This window comes from Rubripirellula obstinata, assembly GCF_001642955.1.
GTDB classification, from domain to species: Bacteria; Planctomycetota; Planctomycetia; order Pirellulales; family Pirellulaceae; genus Rubripirellula; species Rubripirellula obstinata.
The window spans coordinates 31,676-56,816 of the sequence record NZ_LWSK01000014.1; the positions used below are offsets into that span (position 1 = coordinate 31,676).

Below are 25,141 nucleotides of genomic sequence, written 5' to 3' on the forward strand. Positions count from 1 at the left end.
AATCATGAAAGCAAGTTTCTTGAGAACCAGTTTTATGCGACGCGGAAAATTGTTGACGCTATCCTTGTCGCTTGCGATGTTGATGTCGTCGCCGACGTTACGGGGTGCCGAACCGCTGACTCTTTCCAGCACCATTGAAAAAGCCGAGCAGCGACGTGTCGAAGCGATCGCGCGAGCGACCAAGTCGGCGGTCAGCGTGTTTGTTCCGGGCGGTGGCGGCGGAGGCAGTGGTGTTTTGATTTCGCCCGATGGCTACGCACTGACCAATTTTCACGTCACCAGTCCCGCGGGTTCGGCGATGCGATGCGGGCTTAGCGACGGCAACATTTACGACGCGGTCATCGTCGGCATCGATCCGGTCGGCGACTTGGCCATGATTCGTTTGCTGGGGCTGGACGGAAAACCGCGGTCGGACTTTCCGTATGCAGAACTCGGCAACAGTTTGACTGCCGAGGCTGGTGATTGGTGCATGGTGATCGGTAACCCGTTCTTGTTGGCGACCAACCTGCAGCCCACCGTGACTTGGGGCATCCTTAGCGGGGTCCGACGGTATCAGTATCCGTCGGGAACGTTGCTGGAATACGGTGACTGTTTACAAACAGACGCGTCGGTGAATCCTGGCAATTCAGGCGGTCCGATCTACGACGCCGACGGCAAGTTGCTTGGGATCGTCGGCCGTTGTTCGTTTGAAAAACGTGGCCGAGTCAACGTGGGTGTGGGCTACGCGATTTCGATCAATCAAGCCGTCAATTTCCTGGGGTATCTGCATAGCGGTCGGATCGTCGACCACGCAACGCTGGGTGCGACGGTGGCGACCGATCAAGACGATGGTTCGGTTCGCGTGACCAACATCCTGGAATCCAGCGATGCGTATCGGCGAGGTCTACGCTATGCATCGGAGGTTTTGTCGGTTGATGGTCGGATCGTTCAGTCGGCGAACGACCTGCAGAAAGTCTTGGCAACCATTCCGGCGGGTTGGCGAGTAAAGATGAGCTATCGCGAGGACGGCAAGACGGTCGACACGCTGGTGCGACTTCGCAGCGTTCATTTGCAAGACGAGTTGCTGGAAAAAATGTCCGGCGCGTTGCCTCCGCCGCCACCGATTGAAAAGGAAAAGGAAAAGGAAAAGGAAGACGACAGCGATGATGAAGAAGATTCAGATGAAGTTGAACCCGACGCAGCGGCCGACGACAAGATTCCGCCTGCGGTGCGAAAGCAGTTGATCGAGCGGAAGGGTTATGCCAACTATTTCTTCAACCAAAAACAACAAACACGTTTTATCGATTCGCTACGGTCGCAGTTTCCTGGTCAAGCTGATCAGTCAAATCCGGCTTGGGAGATCGAGGGCAACACCGTGGAAGCGAAGCCTCGTCCCGTTAAAATTCGCGTTGGCCCAGACGCGATCGCGATGATGGTGGGCGAGACGCCGATGACGGCTGAGGATCGTGGCGAATTGTACGACGCGATCAGCCAGCGCAGCATTGGCGGCATCGTGTCGGCGCTGGAGGGATGGCGTCGAATGCTGGCCGATGGACCTAAGAAGTTTGGCGAGAGTTTTTATCTGGGCACGATGCCGCTGGGTGGTCAGCGACCGCTGCGAGATTGTATGGTCGGTATCGACGGAGAAATTGAGGTTCGTTTCCTGAGCCACCCGGATACCGGAGTGGTCGAGGTGGTCGAAGCCTTCGCCGATCGTGACGAAGATCCGGCTGAGTTGTGGATCCTGCGAGATGAGGTTTCGTCAGACCAACCGCCACAGATGTTGGACCTGCGATACGGAACTGATTCGGTGCTGAAGATTAAAATCGACAGTTGGAAAAAAGTGGAGGCGAAGTGATGGTACACGAGCAACCTCGAAGTCAGTGCATCCCCAGTCAGTGCGTACCCAGACACAGCACCCCCAGTCGCAGCCTGCGATTGACTACTTTCTTGCTGTTTGTCTTCCTGGCCAACACCGCATCCGCACAAACGTCGGCCCACGACTGGGCTAGGACCGCTCAATCCAAAGTCGTCAAAGTCTACGGCGCGGGTGGCATGAAAGGGCTGGAAGCTTACCAAAGCGGGTTCTTGGTTTCGCCCGAAGGCCACATTGCGACGGCTTGGAGTTACGTGCTGGACGTGGAGCCGATCGTTTTGCTGGACGACGGCCGGCGGTTTGAGGCGGAGATCATTCACTTTGAACCTTCGCTTGAAATCGCAGTGCTTAAGATCGATGCATCGGCGCTGCCCTACTTTGAATTGCCAAAAATTCGCGAAGTTCAGTGGGGTGATCCCGTGTTGGCGATCAGTAACCTGTTCAACATCGCAACGGGTGACGAAGCGGCCAGCATCATGCAGGGTCGAGTCGCATCGATCGCTTCGTTGGACGCCCGAAGCGGCACGCTGAAAACGCCTTACCGTGGCGAAGTCCTGGTGCTGGATCTGGTTGCCAACAATCCCGGTGCCGCTGGCGGAGCGGTGGTGTCGGCCGATGGGAAATTGGCGGGCATGCTGGGCAAAGAACTGCGAGATTCGGCAACCGGCGTGTGGCTGAACTACGCTTTGCCAGCCGACGTGTTTCGTAAAACGATCGGCGACATCATCGCGGGACGAGCGACGTCATCGGCGGCAGCCAAAGAACCGCAACTGCCTCGCGATCGGTCGCACAATCTGCAAACGCTGGGGCTAGTCCTGGTTCCCGATGTGTTAGAAACGACGCCCGCGTTTGTTGACCGTGTCGTCACCGGCTCGCCTGCCGAAGAACAAAATCTGCGACCCGATGATTTGATTCTGTTGGTGTCCGGACAGCGAACCGAGAATCAACGTCTACTTAAAAAACGGCTCAGATCGATCGATCGTCGCGACGACGTGACCGTCACGATTCAGCGAGACAACGACATCCTGACAGTGGTGCTAAAACCATGAACGGTATTTTTACTTCCCGAATTGCACATTCCTCGTTGATAGGTTTAGTGCTGTTCGCATTGCCGGCTAGTACTAGTGCGGACGACATCCAGTATCGTCAAGAAATGGCGGCCGCGGTTCGTTTGGCAACCCAACGCGTGCTGCCTTCGGTCGTCACGGTCGAGGTGATCGGAACCTCGGGAACCGTCAAGGGCGAGGTCGCACAGGACGCGCCGACTTGTGGTGTGATCGTGGGCCAAGACGGGAACGCGGTCGAGATTCTGGCGTCCAACATTGTGCTTCGTGGAACCGCAGCAACAATCCTAGTGGTGCTGCCCAACGGTTCGCGACATGCCGCATCGGTCGTTGCCAAGGACAACCATCGCGACTTAGTGTTGCTAAAGATTGAAACCGACGAACAGGTTTCCGCGGTCGATCTACCGGACCAAAGTCAACTTCCGATCGGTTCAACCACGATTGCGATCGGTCGCTACGGTGAAAATCAGTCGCCGATGATCAGCACGGGAATTTTGAGTGCGACCGGACGATTGGATGGCATCGCGATCCAAACCGACGCGCGTGTTTCGGCGGCAATGTACGGTGGTCCGCTGATTGATTTGTACGGGAACGTTTTGGGAATCCTGATTCCCGCAGTCGCGGCGGGCGGCGCGGAAGATTCGACAAGCTGGTACGACTCGGGGATTGCGTTCGCCATTCCGGCTGACGTGATCGCGAAAAAGTTGCAACGCCTTCGCGACGGGCAAGACATCAACAAAGGTCTGATCGGAATTGTCGCTGGAAGTGCGGACGCCAATGAAGCGGATACGACCATTGCCGCCGTGCGAACTCGTTCGCCAGCCGAAGCCGCTGGCATCAAAGCAGGCGACACGGTGAAGTCCGTGGGCGGCCAACTGGTTCGCCGACATCAAGAAATCAAACAAGCGCTCGGGAGTCTGGACGCTGGCGAGTCGGTTGCGATCGTTGTCACTCGAGACGACCAGGAAATGACGTTCGACGTCACGCTGGCCGATTCGATTCCTCCGCTAGATCCACAACGGCTCGGGATCGTTGCATCGCAATCCGACGCAAACGTCGTTGTCGATGCCACGGTTGCCGGTTCGCCGTCGGATGACGTTCTTCTTGCGGGCGACGTGATCAAGAAATTTGGCGGCAATGATGTTGGCAATGTCGATCGCTTGCGACGTCAATTGATTACGGCTGAATCGGATCAGTCGATCGAATTGAAAGTCATGCGAGATGGAAAGCTGATCACGAAAACGCTGACGCCCCAGTCGATCGGCGGGCCGGTTCAAGAAGGTTATCCGGATGCGTGGTCATCAGATGAATTGACCGATGATTCGATGAAGGAATTGACGAAGAACTGGGCAATTGCCGAGATCAAACTGCCCGATGCCGCCAACGTCGCCGCGATTCTGGCTCCCAAAGCGAGTAAGCCTTCCAAGGATGATCAACCGTCGGCTCAGGATCTTGGGTTGCTTGTCTTGCTGTTGGAACCTGGTGAAAAGGATCCTCAAAAGGTTTTAGAATCGTGGAAGTTTGATGCCGCCAGCAGTGGTGTTGTGATGGTTGCGATTGCTTCGGAAGATGCGTCGCGATGGCAGGCAAAGGAAGTTCAGGTTATCGCCAATTTCGCCGCTGCAGCGATGAAGAAGGCACCGATTCACTCGACCGCGGTGGCAGTAGCGTCATCCGGTTCGCTGGCCAAAGGAAAAGTGTCCGCAGCGGATTCGATGGCGATCGCGGTCGCGATTTCGCAAAGCGAAACGTTCTTTGGTGTCGCATTTGGCACCGACACTCGGCCGCCAGCGGTGCGGCTGCGCGAAAACGAGCCGGCAACTTCATTGCAAATCCTGATGCCGGTCAAAGACCCCATCGATCTGCCCGAATGGATTCCGGCGCTGAAGCGAGCCGGCTACCCGGTCGTTCTTGGCGGCGACGTTGACCAGCAGGTATTGTTGCGATGGTGCCGTTTGTTGCAGGCGATTTAGAAGATCGCGGGATGCACCATGCTACTATTCTTCAAACGCTTCGCGATCGGTTTGGTCGCCTTTCCATTGGGGCGACGGATACTCAAAGTTTGCTTCTTTGACGGTCTCTTTGTCCGTTAAGACCTTTAGCTGATCGCGAGTGTAGAGTCGGGGTGCGATTTGTTCGCCGCGGCGAAGTCGGTACACCATCCGGCCTTTGCGACGAACGTAGTGAATGCCCCACACCGTTGCAACGAATAGTTCTCGCTCCAACCCCAACCCGATCGTTTCGACCTGGTCGCCGATGTCGATGCCTTCGTAATCAACCTTCAACCACATCACAGGTTTCAAGCGGAAACGAAACTTGCCGTAGGAATAGTGGTAGTAGGTTCCATCGAAAGAATCCCGCCGCAAAACTCGTTCGCTGGGAAAACACTGCGTCGCAATCGGATGATCGTCGGGATGAATGAAGTCATCGCCATCACGCGGCCAACGAGCGATGATTCCGTAATCGGGAAGAGGTGGCCATTGCATCGTTTCGCTCACCGGAATGTGTCTAAAGAAACTCGCTGACGGGCATCAGGAAAATCTTCCCGTCACCGATTCGACCGCAGCGAGCGATCGAGATCACTCGTTCCATCACTTCTTCGCAGCGTGTGTCATCGACCCAGAGCGTGATTTCGATCTTGGGCATAAAGGTCTGATCAAAATCCGTTTCTTGATACTCGTCGAGATAACTTTTTTGTCGGCCGAATCCCTTGACCTCCAAAACGCTCATCGCTTCGATCGGAGCACGACGCAGCCCGTCAAGCACTTGCTCGGCGAGGTGCGGTCGGACGATGGCGATGATCTGTTTCATGGTTATTCTGTTTGCGTGTCCCTTTAGTTTAGCAGGGACTGGCAACCCCCGGGACTGGTCCCATCAAATCAACACCGTGGCGGGTTTCCAAACCGTTTAACCGCGTTGGGCATCGCCCAATGGCACTTACTTGAGAATTTAAACTGCTCCGGGGGACATCGATTTGATCGCTGCCGGATTGGTGTTGTCGTGGATCGCTCCGCAATCAAATCGTTCGTGAATAGTCCTGGAGGGACGGAAGCCAACGCCGTGAAGGGTTTCTAATTCGTTTAACCGCGTGGGCATCGCCCCGCGCGTCCACGTGGAGCGAAACGCGCGGGGCGATGCCCACGCGGTTAAACGGACTAATCCGTGTTTTCCGGGACCAAAACTCTTCACGGCGTTGGACGGAAGCCCTCTGTCGGGGATGTAAATCCCCGGATGGCAGCGTCTAATCTCCCTTTTTCTGTGTCTTGGTATCGCGGCGTACCCGCGAAACCGAGACACAGAAATGATGTGGGGGCAGCCATCCAGGTGCTCGCCGGCTAGTCGACTAAAGTGAGCCTCGGGCGCGTGAGCAGCCGGCCCTCCAGGCCTAACTTGCAGTCATTAGGTGCCGTCATTCATGCGACGTCCCGAAGGAGCAATCAAGCTGCAGTGCTGTAAAGCATTGTTGCAACGGCACATTTCCCTGATCGCCATTATGTAGGCCGTAGCGAGCCATAGCGAGTTACGGCAATTTGCGCACCGCCGTAACTCGCTTTGGCTCGCTACGGCCTACTTTCAAAAGGCGTGATAAGTTGACAACGACACATTGTCATCAGGCCAGGCGATGCCCCGCGCGTTCGGGGTCGGACGACGCGCGGGGCGATGCCCACGCGGCTAAACGATCTGGTCCGTGTTTTTCGGGACCTAACTATTCGCGACGTTGACTGGTCCCGTCATACCAATGCGGGGACTGCCGCGAAAACGCCTGATCGCTTATTCTCGGCCAGTCCCGTTTCGACCCTCTACACGCCATTTTCATCATGTTAGATCTGTTTGACAAAATAGAAGAAGCCGCTGCGACCATCCGCAAGTCGTTTTCAAAGACGCCCAAAGTTGGCATTATTCTGGGCACGGGGCTAGGCGGGATCGTCGAACAAATCGACATCGAAGCCACGATCGATTACGGCGACATCCCTCACTTCCCAACCTCAACCGCCACCAGCCATCGTGGTCGGTTGGTGTGCGGAACTTTGGAAGGCGTGCCAGTGATTGTGATGGAAGGCCGGTTCCACATGTACGAAGGATATCCGCTGAAACAGATCACTTTGCCGGTTCGTGTCTTCAAGGCGTTGGGATGCGAATTGATGATCGTTAGCAATGCGTGCGGCGGATTGAATCCGTACTACGACGGTGGCGACATCATGGTGATCGAAGACCAAATCAACCTGTTGGGCGATAACCCTCTTATTGGAATCAATGACGATCGACTCGGACCGCGGTTCCCTGACATGTGTGAACCCTACGATCAGACTTGGGTCGACCGAACAATCGCAATTGGACGGGAAGCCGGCATCGGGGTTCACAAAGGTGTCTTCGTGGCCGTCGCGGGGCCGAACTTGGAAACGCGAGCCGAGTATCGGTTTCTGCGAACGATTGGTGCGGACGTTGTTGGCATGAGCACCGTGCCTGAAACGATCGTTGCCGTTCACTGCGGATTGAAAACCGTTGGGTTGAGTGTGATCACTGACATGTGTTTGCCCGATTCGCTGAAACCGTCCGACGTAAACGAGATTATCGCTACAGCCGGTAAAGCTGCGCCCAAGTTGATCGCAATTGTGCGAGGAATCGTTAGCGAAGCTGGACAAACGCGAATGGCGTGAATCCAGCACAATCGACACGATGGTCAAGGTCGCACGGCAATGCGTGCGAATTGGAACAGAGAAGCAGTGCTGGAGATGGAAAGTGGCGGTCGTGACTTAAAGTTGAATGAGTCTTCTGCAGAGCCTCGTCCAACCCCCTGCCCTGGATCTTCATGTCAACCGTCGCCGCCAACCTCGTATCCAGCGAATCACCTACGGCACTGAAACCGCACACGCGGATTTTGGAATTGGACGCCTTGCGAGCGATCGCGGCGCTCAATTTGGTTCTGTTCCATTTCACTTGGGTTTACGCAGAAAAGTTCGGGTACAGTTCGGACCTAGGATTCAAATGGCCGTTTGGTGCTTACGGTGTCGAGATGTTTTTCATCTTGTCCGGATTCGTCAACAGCATGTCGTTAATGCGACGTGGCAAACCCGTTGATTTTGTTGCCGCTCGGTTGATCCGAATCATTCCAATCTTCTTTCTTGCAATCATCGCCAATCTGTGGATTCTGCAATTGGCACCGATGAACCAGCACGTGACTCAGGGCCAATTCTTGGCCAACATGACGCTGCTGCCAAAGGTCCTTGGTTACGAATGCGTCGATCCAGTGATGTGGACATTGCAGATTGAAATGATGTTCTACGCAACGCTGGTCATCATGTTCAAAACCGGATACCTGAAACGCTACTTCGTTGGCTGGGGCAGCTTGTTGGCATGTTCCGTTATCCTTTGCCCGACGCTGGACGCATTGTCCGCTCACTCTGAAACCACGTTGCACATTGCCGCAACCACATTGCGTCGATTGATGCTGCTGGACTTTGTGCCACTCTTTGCGATCGGGTTCTTGCTGTACATGATCAAAACTGGCGTTGGAAAGAAGTGGCAAAATTTGCTCGGCATCGCCGTCGCAGCGGGCGTTTTTCACACGATCGATCATGGCAAGCACAATCCGGCAGTCACTTTGCTGATCATTGGCTTGGTGACCGCATGTGCGTACGGAAAGGTTCCACCACTGCGTTTCAAACCACTGATTTTTGTCAGCACGATTTCTTACGCGTTGTACCTGTGTCACAACAATTTGGGATCAGCGATGATTTACACGTTTGATCAAGCAGGCGTGCCACCGATTGTTTGTTTCGCAATTGGAATCGTGTTTTCGTTTGCGTTGGCGATCATCATCACCAATCGCATCGAACAACCGATCACGAACCTGCTAAGAAAAGGTTGGACGCGTTTAAGAAACCGCACCGACCTGTTTAGCCGCGCGGGCAACGCCCCGCGCGCCATCAGGTAACCACGCGTGGGGCGTTGCACCAATGGCACTTATCTTTAGATCGTTGACTCTAAATGTAGGCCGGAACAAGCGCAGCGCAGTTCCGGCAATTGCATTGTACTACGTTGGATTGCCGGAACTGCGCTGCGCTTGTTCCGGCCTACGTTGGATTGCCGGAATTGCGCTGCGCTTGTTCCGGCCTACGTTGGCGCAATCTGCTAAGAAAAGGTTGGACGCGTTTAAGAAACCGTAGGGAAGAAACCGGAACGGTTGGCGTGACTTCTTAGTCAGAGCATGAGGAGGACTCCAGCGGTCCAGCAGTTAAAGCTTAATGCACGCGCCTTCTTTGGTGCTGCGAATGTACAGCTTTCCATCGCTATAAGCCGGCGTCGACCAACATTTTCCATCCAGGACATCGGCCTTCGCCAGTTCGGTGTACTCGCCGGGGTCAGCGGCAACGATTGCGACTTCGCCCGCATCGGAAAGCACGATCAAGTGATCGCCGACCAGGATGCAATTCCCTTGACCGAATCCGGGTTGAGACCATTTGATTTTCCCTGTTGCCAATTCTACGCATTGCAGCGGAGCAGTTCCGTAGCCTTTGAAACCAAATAATCCGTAAATATGTCCCTTGTGAATCACCGGGGTGCTCCAGTGGTTCATCAGCTTGCGTTCCTTGAACCAGACGTCTTCGGTGTTGTCACCCGACAGAACTTGCAGCAACAACGCGCCGACGTTGTACCCGGCGGATAAGTAAACCAGGTTCCCGCTGACCACTGGCGAAGCGGCCGTGGAGACGTTGTATTCAAAATTCGTTCGCCATCGTTCGCTGCCGTCATCGGGATTGATTGAAATAGGCCCGGACCGCATCAGGAAAATCACCTGATCGACACCATCAATTTTGGTCAGCGTTGGTGTTGCGTGCGTGAACCGATCGTCACCCGTTTCCCAGAGCGAATCACCCGTTTTCTTATCGAACGCAAGGAACGTTTGACCAGGACCGCCGCCGGAAACCAGAACCTTGTCACCAACAACGATGGGCGAAGATGCGGATCCCCAGGTGATATTCTTCCCATTGAAATCTTCCTCAATGTCTTGTTTCCAAACCCGCTTACCCGTCGCCGCGTCCAAACAATGAAGCGTCATTGCGGCGTCGTAAACATAAACGAAACCATCGTTGACAGTCGGCGTCGATCGCGGACCATCCCCGCCCTTGTTCCCCTTTGCTCCCGCATTGCCGCCACCCTGGTAGATGTCACTGCGAAGGGGTGTCGCCCATATTTCTTGACCATTGTCTGCATCCATCGCCACAACAGTCGATTGGCTATTGCGTTGGTCATCCTCACGAACGATCAACGTAAAGCAACGCCCATCGGCAACCGCAAAAGAACTAAACCCCTTCGGCGTGGCAACTTTCCAAACCGGTGTCACTCCACCCGCCCAATCAAGATCAGTCAACGATTCATCGCTTTTCCCATCGCCCAACAATCCACGATACTGCGGCCAATTGTCGGCTTGCGAATGGGTAAGACAAAGCGACAAGCCGATGACAGAAAGACTGAAACGGATCACTGGATGAAAGCATGGAATCATAAGAAATTTTCTAACGTAATTGTTGGATGCTACCGAGCGGACGCCAACCCAATTCTAGGAACCCTGCATGGTGGCTGTCGAGTGAACTAAAAAATACGAACCTGATCGCTCCACGATAGCTCTACCCAACGCAGAAAAAGCCTAGCAATACAACGTGCAAGCTCAGGGCACCTCGACGTAGTTCTTCCCACCCAGGAGGTAACTTAGCTGGACAGCGTCACTTTCGTTATCCGTTTTGGGGCGCTCGCTACGGTTTGCACGTTCAAAAATCCGGAAACGTCACTAACGCCAAAGCGTCTCAGAAATCGAATGAAATTGGGGCACTTCTCCTTGAACGCCACCACTTAGGTTTCTGTAAATTGCATCCAGAGATTGTTTTTCAAGGGATCCCACCCAACGCCGTGAAGGGGTTCTAAATCGTTTAACCGCGTGGGCATCGCCCCGCGCGTTCGGGTCCAGCACAACGCGCGGGGCGATGCCCACGCGGCTAAACGAACTAACATTTGTTTTCCTGGACCAAAACTCTTCACGGCGTTGGGCCTTGTTCGTGACAGTGATAGTCTCGTATCTCGATAGGGTGAATGGTGCGGAGGCTGACCTTGTCCGATCATTCTGTTATTACCTGAGAAGCAACAACGGTACTACAACTTCAAAAAAGAAAGCCGACCTGTTCTACCGCGTGAACATGCATGGCTGACGATTTCAACCTGACTTGAGCTGAGATACAGATGAAGCTTGGATACATTATTTTGTACGTGCCCAATGTCGAAGAAGCGGTCGCGTTTTATGAAACCGCCTTTGGATTAGAATGTCGTTTCTTCCACGAGAGCGGCGATTACGCTGAGATGAAAACCGGCGAAACGGCGTTGGCGTTTGCCTCCGAAGAACTGGCGGATTCGCACTTTTTCGCATACCGTAAGACAACCGCCGACCAGGATGCCCCTAGTGTCGAGGTCGCGTTCGTTACCGACGACGTGCAAGCCGGATTCGATAAAGCGGTTGCTGCGGGAGCGTTCTCTGCAAAGCCGCCGACAACGCAGCCGTGGGGCCAGGTTGTCTGCTACGTTCGGGACGTCAATGGATACCTTGTCGAAATTTGCTCACCAGTGGGTGGATGATTCTCGCTCATTGACATCCATTGAGAATATCCCGAGTTCGACAATCCCCTATGTACTCCGATCGTTGTTTCCCAGCCTCCATGTCCGATTCCAAAAACAACGAACTGACTCGAGGCGAGATCGACCGCATCATCATGATGGCGTGGGAGGACCGGACAAGCTTCGACGCGATCCGAACCCAGTTCGGCCTTTCACCCGGCGACGTCATCAAGCTGATGCGATCGGAAATGACCGCGAACTCATTCAAAATGTGGCGAAAGAGAACGCACGGGCGAACCACCAAGCACGAAGCGAAGTTTGCCGAGACCGACGCCGGCGACGAGCCGCGTCGTTTCCGAGCGAAATCGCAACGAGGTTGAACCACAGAGTCACAGAGGGGCACAGAGTCCTTGATGAATCTTCTCTGTGTTCCTCCGTGTCTCCGTGGTTAATTCGATCCCCCGCACTCGCTCATGAACTGGTCCAAAAACGTTCGCATGAACGCTTCGCGATCCTCCGCCATCCGTCGTCCCGCGTCCGTGTTCATCAAAGACTTCAGTTTGAAAAGCTTTTCGTAAAAGTGGCCAACGCCGGTTTTCGCGTCGCCCGCATCGGCAAGATAGAACGGCTGGTCAAATGCTGCACCATACTCGATCGTCCGCACGATCCCGATCGCTCCGAGTGCATCGAGCCGATCCGCGTCCTGCACGACTTGGCCTTCCAGCGATAGAGGTTTTGCCGATTTCCCTTTGCGAAACGAAATGTTGTCAACGATGTGAGCAACGTGCTCGATCAAGTCAACGCCTGCACCAAGACTACCCAAAATCTCGAGAGCGAACTCGGCGCTCCGTTCCACACCGTCATGGAATTTTGCGTCACCCACATCGTGCAACAAAGCCGACAGTTCGATCGTTTCCAAATCGCCGCCGACTTCGGATTGAATCGCCCGAGCCGATGCCAACACTCGCAGCACATGATCCATCCCATGCCCGGCGGCCTGGCCGTCCATGCGTTGCCGCACGATTGCTTCGACTTGCTCAATCATTGAGTTCTCTTTTGTTGGTAGTGGATCTTGTTAAAGATCCTGGACTGGAAGGATCTTTGACAAGATCCACTACACCACTTGCCTCCTGAATACTGCGTGCGTACAATGTACTCACATTCGCATCTTCAGCTCAGAGGCTCAAAATGTCAAGCGTCAGCGATAGCAAACCCACACGACTGAACATTCGCGTCAGTGAACACCAGAAAGACGTGATTTCCCGCGCCGCGATTGCTACAGGCGCGACCGTGAGCAGTTTTGTGCTTGAGAAAGCGTACGCGGAGGCTCAAGCGATCCTTGCCGACCAAAGCCAGTTTGGTTTGGACGAGAAGCAATGGAAGAAGCTCTGTAAGGCACTCGATGCACCGCCCCGAAAGATTCCTGAGATGAGGAAACTGCTTTTGGAGTCGGGCGTTTTCGATGACTGAACCGAAACCCGAAGCTCCGGTCCCGTTACAGAAATCACACCGGCTCGACGGCTTTGATTGTGGCGATGCTTCACTGAATGAGTACTTGGTGCGATTCGCGAGAACGAACCATCAATCAGGTTCAGCGCGAACATACGTTGCCTGCCGTGGAAAAAGAGTCGTCGGCTTCTACTCGCTCGCCTTCGGCAGTGTCGAAGTCAGAACCGCCACCACGCGAGTCGCCAAGGGACTGCCGCAGCACCCGATCCCGATCATGCTGCTAGCGCGACTCGCCGTTGACGTATCCGAACAAGGAAACGGAATAGGTAAAGGTTTACTCAAGGACGCAGTCCTAAGAACCTTGCAAGCGTCGGAGATCGGCGGATTGCGGGCGATGTTGGTTCATGCGAAGGACAAGCAAGCCCAAGCCTTCTACAGGAAGTTCAATTTTGAATCGTCGCCCACGAACGATCTTCATCTAATGATGTTGCTCAAGGACATCCGCAAATCCATTTCGTAGCGTCGGTCATACAGCGATCCACTACCTCTGTGTATTCAGCCACGGATTCTCACGGATCAAACACGGATTGAGTGAACCGCGTCCGTATCCGTAAAGATCCGTGTCCATCCGTGGCTTACCCATCGGACCACCACTACGCCAACTTTCACACCTCACACTTCAAACTTCCCCCTCATCCATTTCGTTCGTTCTTCCCGTGACAACTTTTCGATTGAGTAGCGAAGCATCGTTCGGGGCATCGTCTTGGCGTGCTTCTTCAAGAAGGCTTCCAGTCGAGCCTGATCGCGCTTGCCCATTTCGCGAAGCATCCATCCGATCGCCTTGTTCATCAGATCGTGTCCGTCGTCCATCAAACGCTCGGCAAGTTCGATGATCTCTTCAAACTCGTCGTTCTTGATCAGCAAGAAAGTCGCCAACACCGCCACGCGCCGCTCCCACAACACTTCGCTCGCAGCCAACCGATCGAGAACGCCGCGTTCATCGTAGTTTTCAATCAGCCAAGCCCCCAGAATCTTCGGTGCCGTCGTGTCAACGATGTCCCAATTGTTCACCGCGTCGAGGTTCGCCAAGTAGAACTCCACAATGTCACGACACTCAAAATCACGATGAGGATTCTTCGGCTTTGCCGCCCGCTCGTACTGACCAACCAGGATCAGCATTCCCGTCAGCCGACACTCATGCCAAGGCGAAGCAAACAGTTTTACAAGCTCATCCCGCGACAAATCACGAAACTGCTGAGCCACCTTCCGCTGGTTCGGCACCACGCATCCCAAGAACCGATCACCCTCGCCGTACCCACCCGGCACTGCCTGAAAGAACCCAGGCAAAAACGCAGCCTTGTCTTCGCGAGCCACCTCACGAAGCGTCGAAAGAACCTGCTTCGCCGTCATGGTTGTTGATCTTGAATACGCGACTTCAGTATGGCGGCACGTTCGAAGTCTTCTGCCTCGATCGCCTTACGGATTTCATAGTCAAGCATTTCTTTACTGTCGGTCGCTGTAACCAACGCCATCCGACGCGACTTAAAGGCCGCTAGATGCATTTGCAAGTTATGGTAGGCCGTCAGGGGAGTCATCGCGAAAGCCTCCAGCCCTTGTGGTATCTCAGGCATCTCAGGGTGCTTCGAAATATAGGCTTCTAACTTCTGAAGGTTTCTCGTGGCATCTGCTATAAATTCGTCCGCTTCCTCGATCGTATGAATCGTTGAAGCATGCTCGGCCGCAGAGCACGAGGCACACTTCGCCAGACCAACCAACATGCCAGCCGCAGGTTGACCACATTTTGAACACTTTGCGTTGCTTTCCATCGAACTTCATTGACTGACCGAGAGGGATTAATCATAGAATGTTTGAGAACGCCGCTGAACGACACCTCGACAGTCGTTGGTTCTGCCAATTGGGCGTTTTGAGTCCCCGGCAATTGAAGTTTTAGCAGATGAATCCAGAGACCAGGACAGCGATGCTGAAGTTTGATTGTAATCGGTTCGATGCGTTCGGGTTCATTCCGCGCCGGTCCATGGAATGTTGCCCGAGGATACGGTGGTACGTCTCGGCTGCCGTGCTGTTGATTATCAACGGGACCGGATACAATGAGTGCGATGCGTGGCGGACTAACAAGAGGACTTCGATTTGACCAGCGGAAACGAAAAATTGACGCGGATTTCTATTGACGACCTCGATGCGTTCGCTGATACGAAGCCCTTCGCTCCACAGCACGACTACGATGCCTATAACGCTGTGATCGCGAAGACACTGCAAACGAAGACTGAGCCGTCGTTTGATGAAAAATTTCAGCGGTACGCGGATTACTACGACACATTAATGCAAACACGTCGGCAACTTGCGACTTGCACAGACGAAGCCCGCATCAAACAAAAGCGAAAAAAGATTCAGTTGCACACCCGACTGGTCCAAATCTATCGCACCTTAGATGACGCACGCGATGGAGAGTAGGTTCCAAGCCGTCATTCGCGAAATTGTCGAACAACTCGACTTGAACAAGATTCGGAACTGCCTTTGTGCCCGAGAGCTAAGCCACGAATCCACACGGATTCGCACGGATTCCTGAAGCCGCAACAAGATCCGTAGCTGCTTCTTCCTGGTAGTGGACGAGGCAACGAGTCGCTGAATCGCTCTAGCGGGCAAGGCAATTCGCAGCAAACACCCATCATCCTGCCAAAATAGCGATAGTTCATTGAACAGTCGCCGCTACGCTCACGCCCAGACTCGCTTCCCAGTCTCCAATTCTTACTCTGAGATTGCCTTATTGCCTGTGGATTCGCAGACCTCGCTCTTGGTATCCTATTGCCTACCAGATGCCTTTGCGGGGAGATAACGCATGTCAAACAAAACAGAACTTTTGCCAAACGTCAGCGTCGCTGGCTTGAAGGCGCTCGCCAGTGGGAAGCTTGCGCCGGAGGCTCAGTCGCAACTTATCGAGCTACTGGCTCGAAACGCGGACGGCAAGTTATCTGAGCAGGAAACCAAACAACTTGATTCACTCATCGAGCAAATCGACGAACTCAATTTGTTGAAAGCTCGCGCTGAATTCACGCTGCGTCACCTACATGAAGTCGGCGACTCGTGAGTGAGTATGTCCCCGTCGATCTTCGGCGACGTGTAAGGGACGCCTTCTTCTCCCGCTGTGCCTACTGTCAAACCGACGAGGCTCTGACGGTTGCGATTTTTGAAATCGAGCACATCACCCCCGTCTCGCTCGATGGGCAGACAGAATTCGACAACCTGTGCTTGGCCTGCTCATCTTACAGCCGTTTCAAGTCCAATCGGACGCACGGAACAACTGACGCTGGTTTAGAGTGTCGTCTTTTTTATCCACAACAAGATTCGTGGCTAGAACACTTCGACTGGACGATCAACGGAACCGTGATTGTCGGCGTCACAGATGTTGGCATTCAAATCGCAGCCCGACGACGAAGCTGCTACAATTGGTTCGAGCGTCGAAGAGTTTCGGTTTGGGTTGACCAGGACAACGAATGAATCAGTTCGGAAGAATCGTGATGGGCTACCATGGATGCCCTGCTGACCGCCCAGAAGCTCTTGATTTCGTCCGGGGTCTCATAGCGGGAACGCATCGAGTCGAGGAATGGCGTCCAAGCAGCAACGAGTACGATTGGCTTGGCGGTGGCGTTTACTTTTGGGAATACGGTCCCAAGAGAGCAAGGCAGTGGGCTGGTGATGATGGAGAAGTTATCGGAGCGTTAATCCAACTGGGCAATTGTTTCGACTTGACTGATCCTGGCTGTGAAAATTTGCTGCGAATCACTTACGAGAAAGTCGCGACGACGTATCAGAACCGCAATGCATCGCTTCCTACCAATGAAGCGGCGGGCGGGTTTTCTCGGAAACTGGATCGCCTCATTTTGGATCAAGCGATGGATATCGCTGATGCGGCTGCAATCGACGGCAATCAGCCCGAGCTCGCTTTCCAGACCGTCAGGAGTGCGTTTGAAGAGGGTGAAGCCGCGTTTCCTGGATCGAAGTTGAGAACGAAAACACATATTCAGATAGCGGTCCGAGACTTGAGTTGTATACTGGGTGTATTCCGCCCGAACTTCCAAGAGGACCGGTTCGACACAAATGGAGCAAGTTGATGACCGAGAAAGATCTATACCAGCACCTTCATAAAGCGTTTGATGCGTTCGCCGCCAAACCGTCTGGTGAAGTGTTTCTCGACATGCAGCGAAGTGGGCTGATCGACGCAAGTGGTGAATTGCAGCAGTGGGATGCGTTCCTGGCGATCGTTGCAACCAACGCGACCGAATCGAACAAAGCGACCTACTTCCGATGCCGAAAGCCAACGCTCGGTCTGCCCGGAAGAGCGGAAATCGACATTTCACGCCAGTCCATGCTGCATTACCTATCCGAAGGCAAACGCATCATCACCGCTGTCGTCGACGATCAAACCGGCGCTCTTCGCGAAGGTGCAGAGGTTCATTGTATTGATGGCAAATTTCTGCGAACCGATGCGAACGAAATCAAGAGCGACAATCTCGGAAACTTGCCCACGTTTGTCGGAGTCAGAAATCGGATGTAGCCGCTTGGCACGGTTCGTCGTTCGCGCTCACTGACTCGCAGAGGTCGACAAAGGCGTTTCGGTAGCCGATTTGCCATTTGAAAGTAGAAACGCAAAACTCGATCGCGCCGGGAAAATTAGTTGACCACGCTTCCGTCAGCGCCGCCGGCCTGAAGACGCTCGCCAGCGGAGAGCTTGCGCCGCAGGCTCAGTTGCAACTTAGCGAGCCACTGGCTCGAAACGCAGACGGCAAGCTATCCGAGTAGGAAAGCAAACAACTCGATTCACTCATCGAGCAAATCGACGAATTGAATTTGTTGAAAGCTCGCGCTGAGTTCACGCTGCGTCACCAACACAATGCAAGCGACTCGCGAATGAGTAGGTCCCCGTCGATCTTCGCCAACTTTCAAACTTCACCCTTCACTCTTCAAACTTCCAATGGTGCCACCTTCCGCTGGTCCGGCACCACGCAACCAAGAAACCGTTTGGAAACATGCTAATGACAATGAGCCTTCGCGCGGCTCAACACTTCGCCCGATTCCGTTTTCAAGATCATTCCATACGGCTGCTTAACCCGTAGTCCTGGGTTCAGCGGCCACATGGTTTTTTCGTCAACTCGGGCACCGGATTTCACAAGCTCAACACGTTCGACCTTTTTCGCTAGCAGAACGCTGCCTTTGACTCGCTCCACGGTCATCGCAAATATGTCTGTCATCAAGGTGTCGTTAAATCCAAAACGTGCTTGAAGACGATAGACGGACTTGACGAACCGCTCAAGATTCGCAAGTTTGATATCACCGTTGAATGCTGCTTTGCATTCGCTTGCAACCTGGGCGAGCAGCGTTTGCACGGTCAGATTGAGATCCGCTTCCTCCACTTTAGGGACGGTAGTGGTAAGAGAAAGGTATCGCCCTTGCGGGGACCATGATGGTTCCGCCAAGCTCAATATACTTCGCCGCAAGACACGAAGAACCTCGTTGTCCCAATCTTCTCGCTCGACCACCAACGCCAATGTCTTTCGCCGGTGATTGCAGATGCGAATTAAACTGAGAATTGCGAGTGCCAAGAGTGAGTTCGTGATGCAGGCGAGTATGAGGAAGTTGATGACCATCTCTATTCGCATCAATTGTTCTGAGGACGAGGCGTCACGCGGTCGGAAAGATCACGAACCGACTTGTCGAGCGATTGTTCGTGAGCGCTGAGCCGCTGGAAGATCAGGTTAAGTGTCCCAGCGAGTTCTTCAGCCTGCGTGTTTCCCTGTCGCGTTGGTTCACTTGAATTCGCCAACTCGGCTTCGATCGCTCGAACTTTTTCTTGAATTTGCTTATCGCCACCCTGCTCGTTTAGCACTAGGAACAATGCGGCAGTACTAGACAATGTAGAGACTAATGCGAGCACTAAAATCAGGGTGAGTAGCCACTTGGTGTTCATTCCCCATCTCCCTCGTCGTCTTCCGCATCTTTGTCCTCCTGAATCCAAGCGGACTCATTTCGAGTGAGGATTCGGGTCATGAAGTCCTCAGGTTCCCTGTCGATTTCACCAGTGTCGTTGAAGTTGTCGACAATGATGTCGTTTCCTCCCGGAACCCACTCCGCCAGCAGAATGTCGTCGTGTGCTCTCATCTCGACGGAGAAATCGTCCAGCAACTCAATTTTGACTTCGCGACGGTGGGTGCGGGACTTGTTTGATAAATTGGCGATCACTTGCGCTACCCCGTCGGCACGAAACGCATGGCCGATGCGAACTGCCTTTTCGGGGTCGACGGAAACGGTGATCGTCCGTGGTCGCAAATCGCCAGGTTCAACATGAACACGATTTAGTTTCAAGCCATTGGGCGTCTCTCGAACCGTGCCGATGAAACGATTGAAGATCGGTTCATCTTCCAGGGCTACAAATCGGATGTGGTCTCCAAATCGAAAACGCTGCGCCCCTAAGACAACCGCAAGTTTGTCCATATTCTCGTGGTTATGTAGCTTCAAGCTGTCAGGAAGAATCTCGGAAAGAGTACGAATCCGATGCAGCGGAAGACCGAGGTGCTTGGCTGTTTGATTGCGAATGAATGGCATCCGGGTTGATCGCCCGCTTAAGACGACGACGTGAGGTGCACGATCTTTCGCTTTCAGACTCTTTTGGAGCTCGTCCAGGTAGAGGAATATGTCCATGAAGCCTGGCTCGCCGTTTGTTTCCAACGACTGCCTGTCACCTTGGACCCAATCTTCGAGAGTGTCATGGTCAATCTTTAAGAACGGACCTTGGGTCAGCTTGTCTTCGCCGATGACGCCGACAAGCGGCTCGAAAGGACGGAGCAATTCGTGTTCGTCCCTTGGTTCCAGCTTCCATACCCCTTCGTTACTTGACAAAGCAATCTTCGCTTTTTCGACTAGCTCCGCTATGAATGAAACCGCTTTGCGCTTGTTGTTTCGAGTGAACGCTGCGTTTCGTGACGGCTGCTTGAATGACAGTGTTTCGTTGATCGAGTATTTTTGCTTTAGGAATTGCTTAATCGCTGTTGCGACAAGATGTGAAAGCCGATCACCAGCACGATTGAAACGCATCGACTCAATCATTTTGAAAGTCACGTCGACTGAATCGTCTTCCTCGCGAACGCTCCATTTGATGTCAATGCAAGCGATGTCGGTCGACCCACCGCCCATGTCGACGACGAGCATGCGAAGCTCGTCGTTTCCATCGGTGTTCCCTAGCGTGCTAGCAGCCATCCTCAAGTTGTGCGTATCAAAGTGGAAGAAGTTCTCCCAAAGCACGAAAGCCGCGACCGCCATCGGCTCGCTACAAATTAGCTCGACAGTGAACTGCGACTTTGTACGGTCCTCGTGAACGAACAACTGTCGCGATATGCTCTCGACGAGATCCCGAAACAGTTCTTGATCGACCTTGCGCCACGTCAGCGGATAAGTCAGCATGACCCGTGCGATTTGAGGGTAGAACTCTGGGACGTGAGAAGTGTTCAGCGGGTTTGTGATAGCCGCCAACGCATACTGGAACATCTGTTCCATCGTGATTCGCACAAAATCCAAGACTGGGCGAAGACGATCTCGCTGCCCAAGTAGTCCTTGAAACGGCATCGTCGGCTCTTCAGCCTTGAGATGCTCTGGCCAATGACGAACATACTTCTTGGGCGCATAAAGGTATGTAGCAAGTGGTGCCTGTTGGATCAGTTCCTCCGCCCGTGTTCCAAGCACGATCCAAGGATTCTCAGTTTCGCCGTTTCCAGCTCGCAACACGATCATGTTCGACTTCAGGATATTGCTCTCGCCCTCGGGTCGAGATTGATAATCTGGGTCAAACGGATTATTTGTCTCGATCAAGCGAGCTTCCCGTGGACCGGCCCCTTCACGCGAGAAGACGAACGCGGTGCCGCTGTTTCCAAAATCAACGATTAGGCTTCCAATTTCATTGCGTGCCTTCAAGTGTTCTTCGACGAACACATCAGCCAAATGAAAGTTGGTGCCAAAAGCTTTGCCAAGCTTGGGAACGCCTTTTTGCAGCGAGATTGGAACTTTATTAAGCGCCATCGCTCCAGCGCCACTCATGGTGTCGACGATCAAATCGAGCTGAGTCTCATTGCCGACTTGAGTGAGGCGAAAGAAGATATAGTCTTCGACGTCAATGGCTACCCAAGGCGTGTGCGTAATCTCTCGATCACACGCAGCATGCTCTTCGACCAAACCGACGATTTCGTGTTCGGACTGTGCCTTTGCGAGCCTCTCGACTGTCTGGCTAAGCTGAGCGTATTGGCCCTGCATCGCAGGGGGCAACGGGAAGCCACGGCAAACCTGCGTTCCCGTCTTGGGAAGCACGATAAGCTGGTAAACATTGCTCGCTGAAGTCTGGTTCGTACTCATAGACTCACTCCATGGGAAGCGCACAATGTTTTCGTCATGGATCTTGCTTCATTGAGCCACGTGATGATCTGTAGAATACGCTTCTGGTCTTCTGGACTTTGCTCGAACCCTTCTGAATCGCCTGTCGACTCTTGCTCGGCCATCAATCGCAGCATGATCTCGCGTGCGTGCAACTTGAGGCAGTATCGCATTAAATCGGCAGAGTTCGGAGAGTTGACGCTGGGAGCGGGAATCCGCAAATCATCGTAACCCCACCTCGATGACCAGTTTGCAATCTGAGTGTCAAAATGCCGCTCGAACTCCGTCGCAATGTCTGGGAGCGGACTGCTCGCTGCAACGATCTCTCGTTTTAAGAGTTTGGCAGTTTCCTCGAACGCTTCAGCGCCCCATGTCTCTGGTCGTTGATCTGAACCAGAAAAATCCATGCGATCGACGGCCGGGTCAATCTTGTCGCCAATGAAGTTTTCGAGTGATTGCGGGTCATCAAGGTCGATGAACTGCAGGCATCTCAACAATGCGTCTAAAACCGCTCGCCGGTTGAGCGATCCCTGCTCATCGTAGTAGGTGTTGATTGCCTCAAGCAAGTTTTCAACTTCCTCGAACACCTTCGTTCGGACCAGAAACTTCTTAACGAGCAGATAAGGGCCACGCCGATCGACAAGGTCAAAGAGTTTCCGCACCAAGTGCCCTTGTCCGCGATCTTTCGGATCAACCAAAGCGGAAATATTCTCCTTAAAACCCTCAAGTATCCCGAGTCTGGAAAGCGTGCCATAGCCAACGCCGCTGGGTTCCGTCCAACTCTGCATGGTCGCTTCGCAGGAGCGATAGTAGTCGCCGTACGGCTGCCGCTTATCCGCTTCAACGATTGACTTAGAATCGAAGAAGCAGATTTCTGCTGGTTTAATTCGACCCCGAGGGCTCATCTTTTGAAGGATGTTATCCTCAATCGTTGTGGCGAAGTGATCACCACCGGATACCGCTTGGTCTGGCGACTCGTACTTGTCGATCAGATTCTTGTCGCTGAAGTACCGGTTCATGCCGTTGACTGCAAGCACCAACCTCTCGGACAAGTCATCCATCTGTCCTGGTTCGCAGTGTGTTTCCAGTGTCCGCCATAGTTCCGCGAAATCTGAGTTGCGACCGCATAGAACTAGGTGGACGACGATGTCAAGCTCGTCATTCATCCACATTTGCAAAGCGATGTGATTGCTCTTCTTGCCCAGGAAATGACGAAGCACCTCGTCCTTTTCGCTTCCTTGAACGGAGATCCCCGGCGTGTCGACGAACTGAAGCCGAATGGCTTCCTGCGGTGTTCGCTTGCTCCACCTCAAGATGTTTTTGTACCCATCTTTCAAACGCACTTCTTTGACGACAGCGCGTAATTGCAGGGCGTTGTATGAATTTCCGTCGAAGGCAACAAGTGAACCTCGGTCGATCTGATCCGATGGTTGCTTGACCGTTAGTGCTCGCACAAAACGCTTGTCCGAAAGCTTGTCCGTTGGCACGCGGTAACTTGTAGGAAACGGCCGCAACTCTGTTCTCAGTGGGAACTTGAACGATTGCATGTCTCTCAGATTGGCCGAGCCTCCGTCGATCACAACGCGATCTTCAAGGAATTCAACATTGATGCCATCAGTTTCGTTTTGCCGCTTGACATCGTCGTCCTCCATTAACGACACCATTTGGGTATGGCTCCAAGAATTTACAAAAACTTCGTTCAGCTCCTCGGGCTTGTCAGCGAAACTGATATGCAATGCTTGAGATGTCGTGTCAGTAACGTCCGTTACCAACAATCCTCGGTTTGACAGGCCAGGGAACATCTCATCCAACATCGTCGTCTTGCCGTTGCCACTCGATCCAATGATCGCGCAATTGATCCGTCCGTTACACCATTGCTCGACCCGCGAGTTACATCTAGCCGCAACGGTTCGGTCAAACGCCTCTTTCACAACCGGCGTCGTTTGACAAAGAGTGCGAAAGCTCGGAATGGTCTCTTGCTTCTGCAAGTAGTCGACAACGGAACGAAACCGCTTCAGAACTTCATTGATCTGCTTGACAACATCGTCTTGCTTCGCATTTGATTGCGTCGAACCTTCCTGCGTCATGGTGTGCCCCCTTCTGAGCCGAAGCTACCGCCAAATTGAGTTGCAAAATCCTTCAGTCCATTCTCCGCGGGCGTCACTGGGGTCGGATCGCCACCATTGAATAGTCGCGGCGTACAAGTCTTCACAGTCACATCAACGCCGTTGAACTTGTCTTTGACCGTTTGTATTTGCTGAAGCATCGAACCAATGCTGTTGTCTTCGCCATCGGTGAGGACAATTGCTGTCACCGGCCGGTCGTGGCGAGCAATTTCTTCTGACGCGACATCAATTGCGGATTCGAGCTTCGTGCCGCCGCTCATTTGAAGCGTATCCAAGAAGCCGTTAAGCCGGTCAGCGGTTTTTTGATCCACCACCTGAAGATCTCCAAGTGCGCTGGTGGCGTTGTCGTTGTACGCAATGACATTGATGTAGTGCGAAGTGTAAGTGTTCTCCCACCTCGACAGCAATTGCTTCGCCTCGTCGCGTACCTGTTGCATGTATGGGTCCATGCTGCTGCTCTGGTCGATAATGATGACCAAGCTCTTCGTCTCAACGGGAATTCCAATGAATTCCCCCCCAGAGTCGCAACCGCGAAGCCACAACAACAGAAACAAAAGAGGGATAAAGTACCACCACCAAGGCGGACGCCACTTCTTCTTGAGCGACAGCTCTTTCGCCCAAGCAAGCAAACCGTTCATCCCGGTCGCTGGGTCGAACTGCTTAGGATGTTCAACTCGAAACCCTGACTTATGAATAACTTTGATAAAATTCGCGTGAGTCGCTTTCGCAGCAGTAGACTCATCAACGAAAGCGTCGTCGCATGTCAGGCCGAACTTGATTCGATCGACCTTGTTTTTGTCTCGTGAACGAACACAGTCTCGTGACACGACCACGCTTTCCATGCCCGGTGAACTCCGGAGCTGCATCAGCGACGAAACCACGTGCGACATGTCCCACTGAACTTGCTCCCGGGGGCGAGAGGAATCATCCTCCGACGTGGTGTCCTGGAATCGGACGCCGCTATTCTTAACGACTTTCTTCCGCGCCGATTCGTTTAGCTGGTAATGGTCGCCAACCCAGGCCGACCGATCAAGCGGGAAGAACAACTCTGCATCGAAGTTTGGTTTCTGCATGGCCGTGGCAAAACGGTCAACGTCAATCCCCGTCTTGTCATTTTCGGCTGTTGGCATTTTAAAGCAAGAATCGAAGCAATTAATCTGGACATGCGTTCAAAGATGATACTTCCCGTGCCCCCCCAGCAGCAAGTCCCCAGGCGTTAGTTTCCGGACCGTGCCGGGCGCACGAGTCATGGATCAAATTGCCGCGGTTTGATCTCATTTTTCACTTAACCGCTGCGAATCGCACGCGAGCCCGAATGTGCTTTGTTTCTCGAACGCCAGCGTCAACGACAGTGGCGTTTCTCAGTGCTTCATCAAGTGTAGAGCAGCTCACCGTGGTCGCGTCGGCAGTTTATAGCGATGGTCGCCGCTACATTGTCAGACGCCTATTTCTGAGGATACCGACAGTATTTGTAACAGTGTGCGACATGAAATTGTGCGGATAGAATGGGTGGTAGCGATACTCGCCAAGAGTTTCGGCTTTCGCAGATATGAAATCAGAGGCCGAAAGTCTTGGCGACTTTCGCTACACAGCCAACCATTCCAGGGACG

General features: G+C 53.4%; 25 protein-coding genes. 14 read left to right on the plus strand and 11 right to left on the minus strand.

All coding sequences use genetic code 11. From position 1 onward, the window contains the following. Positions 1-34 precede the first annotated feature (34 nt). From RC85_RS06475 to RC85_RS06485, 3 genes are read left to right on the plus strand one after another with little or no spacing between them, the layout of a single operon-like run. Positions 35-1,837 carry a S1C family serine protease gene (locus tag RC85_RS06475; RefSeq protein WP_068260129.1) on the plus strand — a complete coding sequence of 601 codons (1,803 nt, stop codon included), beginning with the start codon at positions 35-37 and terminating at the stop codon, positions 1,835-1,837. Then, complete coding sequence (locus RC85_RS06480) at positions 1,837-2,904, plus strand: S1C family serine protease (protein WP_084422403.1); 1,068 nt, start codon at positions 1,837-1,839, stop codon at positions 2,902-2,904. The genes RC85_RS06475 and RC85_RS06480 overlap by 1 nt, the downstream gene beginning before the upstream one ends. After that, on the plus strand, positions 2,901-4,892 hold the full coding sequence (locus tag RC85_RS06485; RefSeq protein WP_068260131.1) for a PDZ domain-containing protein: 1,992 nt from the start codon (positions 2,901-2,903) through the stop codon (positions 4,890-4,892). The genes RC85_RS06480 and RC85_RS06485 overlap by 4 nt, the downstream gene beginning before the upstream one ends. Positions 4,893-4,916: 24 nt before the next feature. Here the strand turns inward: RC85_RS06485 and RC85_RS06490 are convergent, their stop codons facing one another. Then, positions 4,917-5,405, minus strand: a complete 489-nt coding sequence (locus RC85_RS06490; RefSeq protein WP_068260134.1) for a hypothetical protein — start codon at positions 5,403-5,405, stop codon at positions 4,917-4,919. Between the two features lie 22 nt (positions 5,406-5,427). Beyond that, positions 5,428-5,730: a P-II family nitrogen regulator gene (locus RC85_RS06495; RefSeq protein ID WP_068260135.1), complete on the minus strand. Its 303-nt coding sequence runs from the start codon at positions 5,728-5,730 to the stop codon at positions 5,428-5,430. Positions 5,731-6,737: 1,007 nt separating this feature from the next. On the opposite strand from RC85_RS06495, the gene RC85_RS06500 reads away from it, so the two are divergent. Both RC85_RS06500 and RC85_RS06505 read left to right on the plus strand, forming a co-directional pair. Then, positions 6,738-7,577, plus strand: a complete 840-nt coding sequence (locus tag RC85_RS06500; protein ID WP_068260138.1) for a purine-nucleoside phosphorylase — start codon at positions 6,738-6,740, stop codon at positions 7,575-7,577. A 152-nt stretch (positions 7,578-7,729) separates the two neighbouring features. After that, positions 7,730-8,854, plus strand: a complete 1,125-nt coding sequence (locus RC85_RS06505; RefSeq protein ID WP_084422404.1) for an acyltransferase family protein — start codon at positions 7,730-7,732, stop codon at positions 8,852-8,854. A gap of 300 nt (positions 8,855-9,154) precedes the next feature. On the opposite strand, the gene RC85_RS06510 is transcribed toward RC85_RS06505, so the two are convergent. Next, positions 9,155-10,426 (minus strand): PQQ-binding-like beta-propeller repeat protein, encoded by a 1,272-nt coding sequence (locus RC85_RS06510; protein WP_084422405.1) that lies wholly within the window; start codon positions 10,424-10,426, stop codon positions 9,155-9,157. Between the two features lie 728 nt (positions 10,427-11,154). Here RC85_RS06510 and RC85_RS06515 point away from each other — a divergent pair. Together RC85_RS06515 and RC85_RS06520 are read left to right on the plus strand one after the other, a co-directional pair. After that, a complete protein-coding gene (locus RC85_RS06515) occupies positions 11,155-11,544 on the plus strand; it encodes a VOC family protein (RefSeq protein WP_068260147.1) in 390 nt (129 codons plus the stop codon). Between the two features lie 80 nt (positions 11,545-11,624). Next, on the plus strand, positions 11,625-11,903 hold the full coding sequence (locus RC85_RS06520) for a TIGR03643 family protein (RefSeq protein ID WP_068260148.1): 279 nt from the start codon (positions 11,625-11,627) through the stop codon (positions 11,901-11,903). Between the two features lie 68 nt (positions 11,904-11,971). On the opposite strand, the gene RC85_RS06525 is transcribed toward RC85_RS06520, so the two are convergent. Further along, the gene (locus RC85_RS06525) at positions 11,972-12,568 is read right to left on the minus strand and encodes an HD domain-containing protein (RefSeq protein WP_068260150.1); all 597 of its coding nucleotides are present in this window, start codon (positions 12,566-12,568) and stop codon (positions 11,972-11,974) included. Positions 12,569-12,711: 143 nt separating this feature from the next. Here RC85_RS06525 and RC85_RS06530 point away from each other — a divergent pair, with 143 nt between their 5' ends. Beyond that, positions 12,712-12,993, plus strand: a complete 282-nt coding sequence (locus RC85_RS06530; RefSeq protein WP_068260152.1) for a type II toxin-antitoxin system TacA family antitoxin — start codon at positions 12,712-12,714, stop codon at positions 12,991-12,993. Next, positions 12,986-13,492, plus strand: coding sequence for a GNAT family N-acetyltransferase (locus RC85_RS06535; RefSeq protein ID WP_068260153.1), 507 nt, complete (start codon positions 12,986-12,988; stop codon positions 13,490-13,492). Before RC85_RS06530 ends, RC85_RS06535 begins: the two co-directional genes overlap by 8 nt. A gap of 152 nt (positions 13,493-13,644) precedes the next feature. Here RC85_RS06535 and RC85_RS06540 read toward each other — a convergent pair whose 3' ends face one another. Both RC85_RS06540 and RC85_RS06545 read right to left on the minus strand, forming a co-directional pair. Next, on the minus strand, positions 13,645-14,382 hold the full coding sequence (locus tag RC85_RS06540; protein ID WP_068260155.1) for a DNA alkylation repair protein: 738 nt from the start codon (positions 14,380-14,382) through the stop codon (positions 13,645-13,647). Beyond that, positions 14,379-14,798: a hypothetical protein gene (locus RC85_RS06545; protein ID WP_149752539.1), complete on the minus strand. Its 420-nt coding sequence runs from the start codon at positions 14,796-14,798 to the stop codon at positions 14,379-14,381. Before RC85_RS06545 ends, RC85_RS06540 begins: the two co-directional genes overlap by 4 nt. Positions 14,799-15,141: 343 nt before the next feature. Between RC85_RS06545 and RC85_RS06550 the strand changes: the two genes are divergently transcribed. The 5 genes from RC85_RS06550 (at position 15,142) to RC85_RS06570 (ending at position 17,545) form a co-directional block, all read left to right on the plus strand. Beyond that, entirely contained in the window at positions 15,142-15,444 is a 303-nt protein-coding gene (locus RC85_RS06550; RefSeq protein WP_149752540.1) for a hypothetical protein, read from the plus strand. A gap of 385 nt (positions 15,445-15,829) precedes the next feature. Continuing rightward, the gene (locus RC85_RS06555) at positions 15,830-16,078 is read left to right on the plus strand and encodes a hypothetical protein (RefSeq protein WP_068260160.1); all 249 of its coding nucleotides are present in this window, start codon (positions 15,830-15,832) and stop codon (positions 16,076-16,078) included. Next, the gene (locus tag RC85_RS06560) at positions 16,075-16,488 is read left to right on the plus strand and encodes an HNH endonuclease (RefSeq protein WP_068260161.1); all 414 of its coding nucleotides are present in this window, start codon (positions 16,075-16,077) and stop codon (positions 16,486-16,488) included. Before RC85_RS06555 ends, RC85_RS06560 begins: the two co-directional genes overlap by 4 nt. Then, entirely contained in the window at positions 16,485-17,102 is a 618-nt protein-coding gene (locus RC85_RS06565) for a hypothetical protein (protein WP_068260163.1), read from the plus strand. The genes RC85_RS06560 and RC85_RS06565 overlap by 4 nt, the downstream gene beginning before the upstream one ends. Then, a complete protein-coding gene (locus RC85_RS06570) occupies positions 17,102-17,545 on the plus strand; it encodes a DUF3892 domain-containing protein (protein WP_068260167.1) in 444 nt (147 codons plus the stop codon). Before RC85_RS06565 ends, RC85_RS06570 begins: the two co-directional genes overlap by 1 nt. A 475-nt stretch (positions 17,546-18,020) precedes the next feature. Here RC85_RS06570 and RC85_RS26670 read toward each other — a convergent pair whose 3' ends face one another. The 5 genes from RC85_RS26670 to RC85_RS06595 are packed head-to-tail and all read right to left on the minus strand — an operon-like array spanning position 18,021 to position 24,661. Then, entirely contained in the window at positions 18,021-18,647 is a 627-nt protein-coding gene (locus tag RC85_RS26670; RefSeq protein ID WP_149752542.1) for a hypothetical protein, read from the minus strand. Further along, the gene (locus tag RC85_RS06580) at positions 18,647-18,955 is read right to left on the minus strand and encodes a hypothetical protein (RefSeq protein ID WP_149752543.1); all 309 of its coding nucleotides are present in this window, start codon (positions 18,953-18,955) and stop codon (positions 18,647-18,649) included. The genes RC85_RS26670 and RC85_RS06580 overlap by 1 nt, the downstream gene beginning before the upstream one ends. Continuing rightward, on the minus strand, positions 18,952-21,387 hold the full coding sequence (locus tag RC85_RS06585; RefSeq protein ID WP_068260174.1) for an Hsp70 family protein: 2,436 nt from the start codon (positions 21,385-21,387) through the stop codon (positions 18,952-18,954). Before RC85_RS06585 ends, RC85_RS06580 begins: the two co-directional genes overlap by 4 nt. Continuing rightward, positions 21,384-23,492: a hypothetical protein gene (locus RC85_RS06590; protein WP_068260177.1), complete on the minus strand. Its 2,109-nt coding sequence runs from the start codon at positions 23,490-23,492 to the stop codon at positions 21,384-21,386. Before RC85_RS06590 ends, RC85_RS06585 begins: the two co-directional genes overlap by 4 nt. Then, positions 23,489-24,661 carry a VWA domain-containing protein gene (locus tag RC85_RS06595; protein ID WP_068260180.1) on the minus strand — a complete coding sequence of 391 codons (1,173 nt, stop codon included), beginning with the start codon at positions 24,659-24,661 and terminating at the stop codon, positions 23,489-23,491. Before RC85_RS06595 ends, RC85_RS06590 begins: the two co-directional genes overlap by 4 nt. Positions 24,662-25,141: the final 480 nt, after the last annotated feature.

Excerpts from the sequence above, each read along its gene's own strand:
- RC85_RS06475 (WP_068260129.1), top strand. The coding sequence starts at position 35 with ATGCGACGCGGAAAATTGTTGACGCTATCCTTGTCGCTTGCGATGTTG.
- RC85_RS06480 (WP_084422403.1), top strand. The coding sequence starts at position 1,837 with ATGGTACACGAGCAACCTCGAAGTCAGTGCATCCCCAGTCAGTGCGTA.
- RC85_RS06485 (WP_068260131.1), top strand. The coding sequence starts at position 2,901 with ATGAACGGTATTTTTACTTCCCGAATTGCACATTCCTCGTTGATAGGT.
- RC85_RS06490 (WP_068260134.1), bottom strand. The coding sequence starts at position 5,405 with ATGCAATGGCCACCTCTTCCCGATTACGGAATCATCGCTCGTTGGCCG.
- RC85_RS06495 (WP_068260135.1), bottom strand. The coding sequence starts at position 5,730 with ATGAAACAGATCATCGCCATCGTCCGACCGCACCTCGCCGAGCAAGTG.
- RC85_RS06500 (WP_068260138.1), top strand. The coding sequence starts at position 6,738 with ATGTTAGATCTGTTTGACAAAATAGAAGAAGCCGCTGCGACCATCCGC.
- RC85_RS06505 (WP_084422404.1), top strand. The coding sequence starts at position 7,730 with ATGTCAACCGTCGCCGCCAACCTCGTATCCAGCGAATCACCTACGGCA.
- RC85_RS06510 (WP_084422405.1), bottom strand. The coding sequence starts at position 10,426 with ATGATTCCATGCTTTCATCCAGTGATCCGTTTCAGTCTTTCTGTCATC.
- RC85_RS06515 (WP_068260147.1), top strand. The coding sequence starts at position 11,155 with ATGAAGCTTGGATACATTATTTTGTACGTGCCCAATGTCGAAGAAGCG.
- RC85_RS06520 (WP_068260148.1), top strand. The coding sequence starts at position 11,625 with ATGTCCGATTCCAAAAACAACGAACTGACTCGAGGCGAGATCGACCGC.
- RC85_RS06525 (WP_068260150.1), bottom strand. The coding sequence starts at position 12,568 with ATGATTGAGCAAGTCGAAGCAATCGTGCGGCAACGCATGGACGGCCAG.
- RC85_RS06530 (WP_068260152.1), top strand. The coding sequence starts at position 12,712 with ATGTCAAGCGTCAGCGATAGCAAACCCACACGACTGAACATTCGCGTC.
- RC85_RS06535 (WP_068260153.1), top strand. The coding sequence starts at position 12,986 with ATGACTGAACCGAAACCCGAAGCTCCGGTCCCGTTACAGAAATCACAC.
- RC85_RS06540 (WP_068260155.1), bottom strand. The coding sequence starts at position 14,382 with ATGACGGCGAAGCAGGTTCTTTCGACGCTTCGTGAGGTGGCTCGCGAA.
- RC85_RS06545 (WP_149752539.1), bottom strand. The coding sequence starts at position 14,798 with ATGGAAAGCAACGCAAAGTGTTCAAAATGTGGTCAACCTGCGGCTGGC.
- RC85_RS06555 (WP_068260160.1), top strand. The coding sequence starts at position 15,830 with ATGTCAAACAAAACAGAACTTTTGCCAAACGTCAGCGTCGCTGGCTTG.
- RC85_RS06565 (WP_068260163.1), top strand. The coding sequence starts at position 16,485 with ATGAATCAGTTCGGAAGAATCGTGATGGGCTACCATGGATGCCCTGCT.
- RC85_RS06570 (WP_068260167.1), top strand. The coding sequence starts at position 17,102 with ATGACCGAGAAAGATCTATACCAGCACCTTCATAAAGCGTTTGATGCG.
- RC85_RS26670 (WP_149752542.1), bottom strand. The coding sequence starts at position 18,647 with ATGCGAATAGAGATGGTCATCAACTTCCTCATACTCGCCTGCATCACG.
- RC85_RS06580 (WP_149752543.1), bottom strand. The coding sequence starts at position 18,955 with ATGAACACCAAGTGGCTACTCACCCTGATTTTAGTGCTCGCATTAGTC.
- RC85_RS06585 (WP_068260174.1), bottom strand. The coding sequence starts at position 21,387 with ATGAGTACGAACCAGACTTCAGCGAGCAATGTTTACCAGCTTATCGTG.
- RC85_RS06590 (WP_068260177.1), bottom strand. The coding sequence starts at position 23,492 with ATGACGCAGGAAGGTTCGACGCAATCAAATGCGAAGCAAGACGATGTT.
- RC85_RS06595 (WP_068260180.1), bottom strand. The coding sequence starts at position 24,661 with ATGCCAACAGCCGAAAATGACAAGACGGGGATTGACGTTGACCGTTTT.